Genomic DNA, 7,746 nt, shown 5'->3' with positions numbered 1-7,746 from the left:
GAAAACTGGCAACAGTTTACCCTTTTGGTCATTATCAACGCATTTGTGGGAGGGATGGTAGGATTGGAGCGAAGTATTCTGCCCCAAATTGCCGAAGTGGAATTTGCCATCGCCGCCAAAACCGCCATTCTTTCCTTTATCATCGTCTTTGGCATTGTAAAAGCCATAACCAATTACTTCGCGGGAGTATTTGCCAATAAAATTGGCCGAAAAAACCTGTTGATCATAGGCTGGATCTTTGGACTTCCCGTTCCATTTATTCTGATGTATGCCCCCAGTTGGAACTGGATCATCGCTGCCAATGTGCTTTTGGGTATCAACCAAGGTTTGGCATGGAGCAGTACCGTGGTAATGAAGATCGACCTGGTAGGAGAAAAAAACCGTGGTTTTGCCATGGGACTGAATGAGTTTGCCGGTTACCTTGCCGTAGCGGCTGTGGCCTTTCTTACGGGTTTTATAGCCGCAGAATTTGGACTCAGACCTTATCCTTTCATCCTTGGAATAGCATTGGCTATCGGTGGCTTGTTGGGTTCTGTTTTCCTAATCAAAGATACCCGGAAACATGTAGCTGCAGAAAATACTTTTTCTCATGTTCCTAGGCTTTCTAATATCTTCTGGCAGACTACCTGGAAGCACAAAAACTTAGGTTCAGTGACCCAGGCAGGGCTAGTCAACAACCTTAACGATGGTATGGCCTGGGGCATATTCCCTATACTTTTAGCAGGAAAAGGCTTTAATCTGGAACAGATCGGAATCGTCACCGCAATTTATCCTGCGATCTGGGGAATAGGCCAGCTATTTACAGGAAAAATGGCTGATATTTTCAATAAAAAATACCTTTTATTCATTGGTATGATGCTTCAAGGAGTGGCATTGGGGCTGTTCTATTTTGCTGAAAGTATGACCCATTATGTGAGCCTTTCTGCCGTTTTAGGTTGGGGGACTGCCATGGTTTACCCTACGTTTTTGGCGACGGTGGCGGACAATACCCACCCTAAAGACCGGGCCAACAGCATTGGTGTTTTTAGGCTATGGCGTGATCTCGGATATGCCATTGGCGCAATTTTGACAGGATTAATAGCTGATGCTTTGGGGATTGAAGCTTCTATTTTGACCATTGCGGGTCTGACTATATTATCCGCACTAATTATCGCTGTCCGTATGGAAATCAGAAAATGATCATTCAATAAAAATTGTTCTCTTCATAGACGAAAAAGGGCCATCAAGTTCTTTCCCGTCCTGCTTGACCAATCGGAGACGGAGACTGTATTCGCCTGAGGGAAGGTCAGCGATCCTTACCGGACTCATTTTATCCATTTCATATCTCGCTTCATTCAATTCAAGGATAACACTGAGCTTGTCCTGTTTTAAATCACCTCCCAAAACCAGGAAATCGACCATAAGTTCTTCACCTATACCTAATTGCTGCCCATTGTAAGGCAAATTTACCGCCAAATAGGGTTCGGCCTGATAAGGAAAAGCACGGGTTTCTCCAACCATAAAATCCCGATCTACATAATTGCCAAACTCCTTAAGGCTTAGGCCTTCTTCATCTACCAAATAAGCGACTGCCCTGTAGGTACCCTCTTTTAATTCTCTTTGGAACATCGGAGAATTATAGCCCACAGGATCTCCTCCGTTTAAAATCATTTTCAATTGAAATCCCCTTAAACCCGCATCAAAGGGGTAGTTTTTGATATTAAATTCAAATGGAACCTTACCTGGCTTAAATTTCTGGTTATCCAAAGGGCTGTACATCTCCAAAATGGCGTCTGGATATTCACTTTTTTCTTCGTAATAATAGAATCTTATCTGAGGTCCTGCCTCAGCAAGACTATCCATTATCTCAGCGTGTATAACCAATTCTCCCTGTTTTTCTCGGCCGGGACCACAGCTTATCACCAAAAAAACAATTATTGAACAGGTTAACATAATGCTTTTCTTCATGCTTATATGGGCTAATCATCCAATTTATTTAAAATTTCATGAAAATGGCTTACCTTTCGGTATAAATATTTACCAAATATGACTGATATTTTATATGATGAAATCCCATCTCTGGATCTGGCTGATTTCACCTCTGGAAATGCAGAAAAAAAAGCTGCTTTTGTAAAAAAGTTAGGCGATGCATACCAAAACATTGGCTTTGTTGCCATCAAAAATCATGGTTTAAATCAGGAATTACAGGACAGACTCTATGCAGTGATCAAGGAATTTTTTTCCCTTTCTGATAAAACCAAAACCAAATACGAAAAACCAGAAATAGGCTTCCAAAGAGGCTATACTGGGAAGGGAAAAGAACATGCAAAAGGACGAAATACAGGTGACCTGAAAGAATTCTATCATGTAGGACAGGACTTAGCTGCTATTCCGGACACAGACCCTATCAAAGCGGAATATCCCGCCAATATTTGGCCAGAAGAATTACCTGAATTCAAAGCCGTGGCTTTGGAAATTTACAAAACCCTCGAAAATGCAGGTAAAAACATGCTGCGCGCCATTGCCCTAAACTTGGGTTTGGAGGAAAATTACTTTGAAGATAAAGTGGCCTATGGCAATTCTATCTTGAGACAAATTCATTACTTCCCCATTGAAAATCCGGAGGCGGTACCGGCAGATGCTGTACGCGCCGCAGAGCACGGAGACATCAACCTGATTACACTATTGATGGGGGCTTCAGCCGATGGATTACAAGTATTGAGAAGAGATGGGAAGTGGATTCCTATTACCGCCCTCCCGGATCAGTTGGTCGTGAATGTAGGTGATATGTTGGAAAGACTCACCAATAAAAAGCTGAAATCCACCATTCACCGAGTAGTGAACCCACCACGTGAAATGATGCATACCAGTAGGTATTCTATACCATTCTTTATGCACCCACGCTCAGAAATGGATCTCACTTGCCTTGAAAGCTGCATTGATGAAAACAATCCCAAGCAGTTTGAAGATGCGACAGCTGGGGAATTTCTCGAAGAGCGTCTCAGAGAATTGGGACTTAAAAAATAAAAGGTGTCAGTTCAGAAAGTACGATATTACATCTACCTAAAGGACGTTTTACTACTTTCTGTCACTGCATTTGGTGGCCCCCAAGTCTTTCTCTCCATGGTACTCGACCTCATGGTGAGAAAGCGGGGTTTCATCAAAGAGGAGGAACTTTGGGAATTGCATGCACTTTGTCAGATTCTTCCGGGCCCAACCTCCACACAGACCATTTCCGCCATCGGTTACCGCATTGGAGGTCCAAATTTAGCTTATCTTTCACTTTTTGTCTGGATTTTACCGGCCACTATCATCATGATAGCGGCAGCCTTTCTGATTGATTACTTGCAGGAAAACACCCCAGGAGCACTTAATTTTGCCAAATTCATACAACCAATGGCCATAGGTTTTATCATCTATGCCGCCCAAAAAACGATCTTCAAAATGGTCAAAACCTCAGAAGCTACTGTGCTGATGATGTTTTCTGCTTTCGTTTCATTCTTTTACAATTCCCCATATGTATTCCCCTTGCTTTTGGTTGTAGGCGGGATCAGTACTTCTTTGAAGTTTAGGGACCAACCCAAGGAAGAGGGGGATAAAAAGTTGGTAATATCCTGGGCTAATTTTTTTTTATGGGGAGGAGTTTTGGCAGGAGCAGCTGTCCTGGGTGCCATCACCAAAAATCAATCCATCCTACTTTTTGAGAATTTCTACAGAAACGGTTCCCTGATATTTGGAGGAGGTCAGGTTTTGGTACCTTACCTTTATACCGAATTTGTGGAATTCAAGCAATTCCTCAGTTCCCAGGAATTCCTTACAGGCTATGGCATTTCCCAGGGAATCCCTGGGCCCACCTTTAGTATCAGTTCCTATGTGGGTGCACTTTCCATGCGGGAATATGGAATTCCGGGCTTGTTGACCGGAGGCTTTATAGCTGCGGCAGGCATCTTCCTTCCCGGTACTTTTTTGATATTCTTTGTGATTCGCTTTTGGGACCAACTCAAGAAATATAGACCCGTAAGGGCAGCTTTGGAAGGCATCAATGCCGTGAGTTGCGGGATGTTGATTGCAGCTGCTTACCTGCTTTTTGAACCGCTCGACGCTAACCTTTTCAATATCCTGGCCATCTTCGGCACTTACCTTCTCCTGCAATTCACTAAATTAAGTTCTCCGGTGATCATCATCATTGGAGTAACTGCCGGTATAGGATACAACTGGATATTTTGATCAGCTTTCTATAAGAAATACAGCCATCAAGCCTAATAAAATTCCGAAAAATTCTTTCGTTTTGAGGGTTTCCCCATAGAAAATCCAACCTGCCAAAGAAAGTAAAACAATGTTTAGAAGAACAAATATAATAGAAGCGACGGCTATATTTTTAAAATTAAAGCTGAAAGCCAAACAACTTAATCCCACTAGATAAAAAACCATACCCACAATAAAAAACTGCCAAGATTGAGTTTCTACCCACTTTTTCATCAATAAATCGCCGGCTGTATCAATCAGAGCACCAACAAATAATAAAAATACCACATTGTTAATCAATGTCATAGTTTGAAGTTTAAATGTTTCCATATGAAATGCTTTTTACTTGGATTACAAGTAAGGAAAAAACATTCCTATTTAAATATCTGAAAACAGGTAAAGCAAAAAAATACATGAATTCATGGATATGGAAATAACACAAAGACACCAAGACACTAAGTTTTTACTTCGCCATCTCTTTGTGCCTTTGCGTCCTTGTGGCAAAATCCCTTGAGCCTTTCTAGGCAAATGGCTGATCAATGCCCGGGCTGGGCTGGGTAAAATATTGAGGCCCATTCTCGGTCATGTAAAAGCAATCCTCTAAGCGCACGCCAAACTCACCCACAATGTAAATGCCCGGTTCGTTACTGAAACACATCCCCGTCTGCAAGGGAGTATCATTGCCCCTCACCAAATTGGTCCACTCGTGCCCATCCATACCTATACCATGCCCCAGGCGGTGAGAGAAGTATTTATAGTCCGGTCCAAAGCCAGCTTGGTCTATCAGGGACCTGGCAGCTGCATCCATTTGTTCACAGGTAGTACCAGGTTGTTTGGCCAATTCAAAAGCTGCTGTCTGTGCTTCTTTCACTACATCCCAAACTTCTTTATGCCTTTCAGTGTGCTCCCCAAAAACAATTGTCCTACTGATATCTGACTTATAGCCTTCTACTGTGCAGCCTCCATCAGCCAAAACTATATCTCCGGGTTTTAATACCTGCGTTTTGCTGCTTCCATGGGGAAAGGCTGACCACTCCCCAAAATTGGCACCAATCGAACCGCTGAAGCCTAACTTTCGGTGCGCTTCGGATGCGATATCCCTAAAGTCGTACTGGTTAATTCCTTCTTCTAATGCGTCAAAGAGAATCTTATACGCTTCCAAAGTAGCCGTATTGGCTGCTTGCATGAGGGCGATTTCGGCTGGAGATTTATACATACGGCAACCAGCGGTTACCCCATCGCCATTGATAAAATTGATCCGTGCAGTTTCATTTTTGATCCCGTCATACAGGAAGAAGCGGCACCGCTCTTCAATGGCTACTTTCTGATTGGGCGTTCCCAAATCCCTGAGCAATTGCGCTGTAAGTGCATAAGGACTTTCATGTTCATCCCATGTCAGCACTTTATTTCCAAACTTTACCAATTCCTCCACCTTATCCTGCTCAAATTGTGGACAGATATAGGAAATATCCCCTTTGGCGGGAATGACGGCTGCTACCATTCTTTCCGAAAGGAAAAAATCAAAATCCAGAAAATACTTCATACTGGTACCCGGTTCCAGGAAGAGCGCATCGATCTTTTGGTCCTGCATCAATTGCTGAGCCTTGGCAATTCTCGATAAGCGCTCTTCACGAGAAATCGGCTGAACATTGAGTTGGAGAGGCTTTACTCCATCTATTTGCTTGCCTTCTACCTCATTTTCAGTAGTGGCACAAGAAATCATGGGCAATGCAATTGCCGGAGAAAGGGATGCCCATTTGACAAATGATCTTCTGTTAAGTTTCATGGTTGTGCGGTTTTTTCTTTGAATTTAGGAACAAGCGCTGAAAAAGCGATAGGAATTTTAGCAAGAGGCGTGAATTTACTTTGGGTACAATTTCTTAGCAGTTAATCGGAAAATGAAAGCCTTCTTGTAAATGTTCCCTTCTTTGACTTATTTAGCGTCTTAATTAGGAACTTTAGCTCAGTTGGTTTAGAGCGCTGCCTTGACAGGGCAGAGGTCGTGGGTTCGAATCCCTCAAGTTCCACTTTTTTTAGACTGTTAGAGGCAAGAACCAAGACTCGTTTTTCCGAAGAGTTGGCTTTTTTTTTAGAAACGAGAGAAGAGAAGCGAGCTTGCCTAGCTTTAGGTAGGAGGTTAGACTCGATTCACTTTGGAAGAACTATCTGGTCTTTTGTCTTTAAATATGCTATTCGAAATAAGTTGAAAAAGCCTTCGACGAAATATTTTTTACGTACACGCCAATAAAATATGACCCATTCTGGGTCAAATACTCCAAGCTGAAATGTTGATTCTACAAATATATGACCCTTTCAGGGTCGGGAAATCGGAAATCCCTATTAATCAGATTATTTAAATCAGGCTAAAATTATCCCGAAGGGATAACATATCTATAGAAGAAATTCGGATATATGAGCCCTCCGACCCCGAAAGGTGTCGAATATCATTAAAATGGCGTGACCCTTTGAGGGCTGGTATTCACCATATAGATTCCTTTTTTTGTAACTAGATATGGTTATCCGATAAATTACCAGTAAAGGAGACTTAGGAAAAAAGGGAATGGAATATTTATTTTATTTGTAGGCATGGTTTCGTAGATCTATCGCTTCAAATTCAATTTTCTATAGATGGCATGCGATAAATTATGATTTGTGGATTTATTTCTGTGGTATTTTCCTGGTCCCGTAAAATGGAGTAAAACAGGTCTCCATTCAATGGCTTTGGAATCATTTCATCTGTCATCTCCTGATCAAATAATTGCCTTAAATGAATCAGGGGACGGTTGTTTTCCAAATCAATTAATATAAAATAGGAACGATGGTCATATACGACATGTAAAAACGCATATTTATCGGACATCACCACTTGGCTTATTCCCAATTGAAGTGTGTTGTCAAATCCAATGAAATGAAGTAGGTATTCTGGGGTCAATCGACCCTCCTGTTTTCTAAAAATTGTATCCCTGTCTCTATGCGATGACATCTCTTCTCGAATGATTGGCATATAGAACAAGGTTGCGTTGTTAACCCGACTTAATATCCTGGGGATTGGATGGATAATTGTGTAATTTGAATGATAACCGTAAAGCGACCTTTCCCAGTTTTTAACTTCAAGGGTTTTGGGTTCTATTGAGCTTATCAACACCTGACGGGGTTTTTCTCTGGTGCCATTTAGCGTCTCCTGAACAACCAGAAGGGTATCATTATCTTTATAGAAGGAGATAGGATGCCCCGGCAGTTTATTGCTTGTTGATTCAAATTTTCCTTCGAGGGAATAGGAAATCACGGTCATTTTTTGCCAATCCGCCACAAGCACAATATTTTCCTTTTCATCTAAGTGAATCGCATAGGGCATAGTATATTCATCTGGCCCCTCTCCATTCTCCCCGATTTTCCCTAAAAAACTACCCTTGTTGTCAAATTTTAATAGACCCTGTCTTCTGTCTATTAGAAGAAAGAAGTCTTGCGAAAAAGCCAAATCGTGGACTGAAGTAAGAGGAGGGTTTCCCGAAGCTTCAAGGT

Annotated in this window: 7 protein-coding genes and 1 tRNA gene; 4 read left to right on the top strand and 4 right to left on the bottom strand. The window is 41.9% G+C overall.

The window, feature by feature from the left end; translation table 11 throughout:
• The coding region (locus QZT73_RS10495) for an MFS transporter (protein WP_291788040.1) at positions 1-1,179 on the top strand (1,179 nt) is incomplete at its 5' end.
• On the opposite strand, the gene QZT73_RS10490 is transcribed toward QZT73_RS10495, so the two are convergent.
• Positions 1,180-1,947, bottom strand: coding sequence for a hypothetical protein (locus QZT73_RS10490; RefSeq protein ID WP_291783745.1), 768 nt, complete (start codon positions 1,945-1,947; stop codon positions 1,180-1,182).
• Positions 1,948-2,025: 78 nt separating this feature from the next.
• On the opposite strand from QZT73_RS10490, the gene QZT73_RS10485 reads away from it, so the two are divergent.
• Both QZT73_RS10485 and chrA read left to right on the top strand, forming a co-directional pair.
• A complete protein-coding gene (locus QZT73_RS10485; RefSeq protein WP_291783743.1) occupies positions 2,026-3,006 on the top strand; it encodes a 2-oxoglutarate and iron-dependent oxygenase domain-containing protein in 981 nt (326 codons plus the stop codon).
• Positions 3,007-3,009: 3 nt separating this feature from the next.
• Positions 3,010-4,206 (top strand): chromate efflux transporter, encoded by a 1,197-nt coding sequence (chrA, locus tag QZT73_RS10480; RefSeq protein ID WP_291783742.1) that lies wholly within the window; start codon positions 3,010-3,012, stop codon positions 4,204-4,206.
• Here chrA and QZT73_RS10475 read toward each other — a convergent pair whose 3' ends face one another.
• A complete protein-coding gene (locus QZT73_RS10475; RefSeq protein ID WP_291783741.1) occupies positions 4,207-4,554 on the bottom strand; it encodes an SMR family transporter in 348 nt (115 codons plus the stop codon).
• A gap of 190 nt (positions 4,555-4,744) precedes the next feature.
• Complete coding sequence (locus QZT73_RS10470; protein WP_291788038.1) at positions 4,745-6,010, bottom strand: Xaa-Pro peptidase family protein; 1,266 nt, start codon at positions 6,008-6,010, stop codon at positions 4,745-4,747.
• Between the two features lie 166 nt (positions 6,011-6,176).
• Here QZT73_RS10470 and QZT73_RS10465 point away from each other — a divergent pair.
• Positions 6,177-6,251 (top strand) — tRNA-Val (locus QZT73_RS10465).
• 587 nt (positions 6,252-6,838) lie between these two features.
• Here the strand turns inward: QZT73_RS10465 and QZT73_RS10460 are convergent.
• Positions 6,839-7,746, bottom strand: a 908-nt coding sequence (locus QZT73_RS10460) for a 6-bladed beta-propeller (protein WP_291788035.1), incomplete at its 5' end; no start/stop codon positions are given.

The sequence above is a fragment of the Cecembia sp. genome, from assembly GCF_007126775.1.
Classification (GTDB): Bacteria; Bacteroidota; Bacteroidia; order Cytophagales; family Cyclobacteriaceae; genus Cecembia.
Note: the sequence above shows the minus strand (reverse complement) of the source record. Positions and strands in the feature narration are given on the sequence as shown.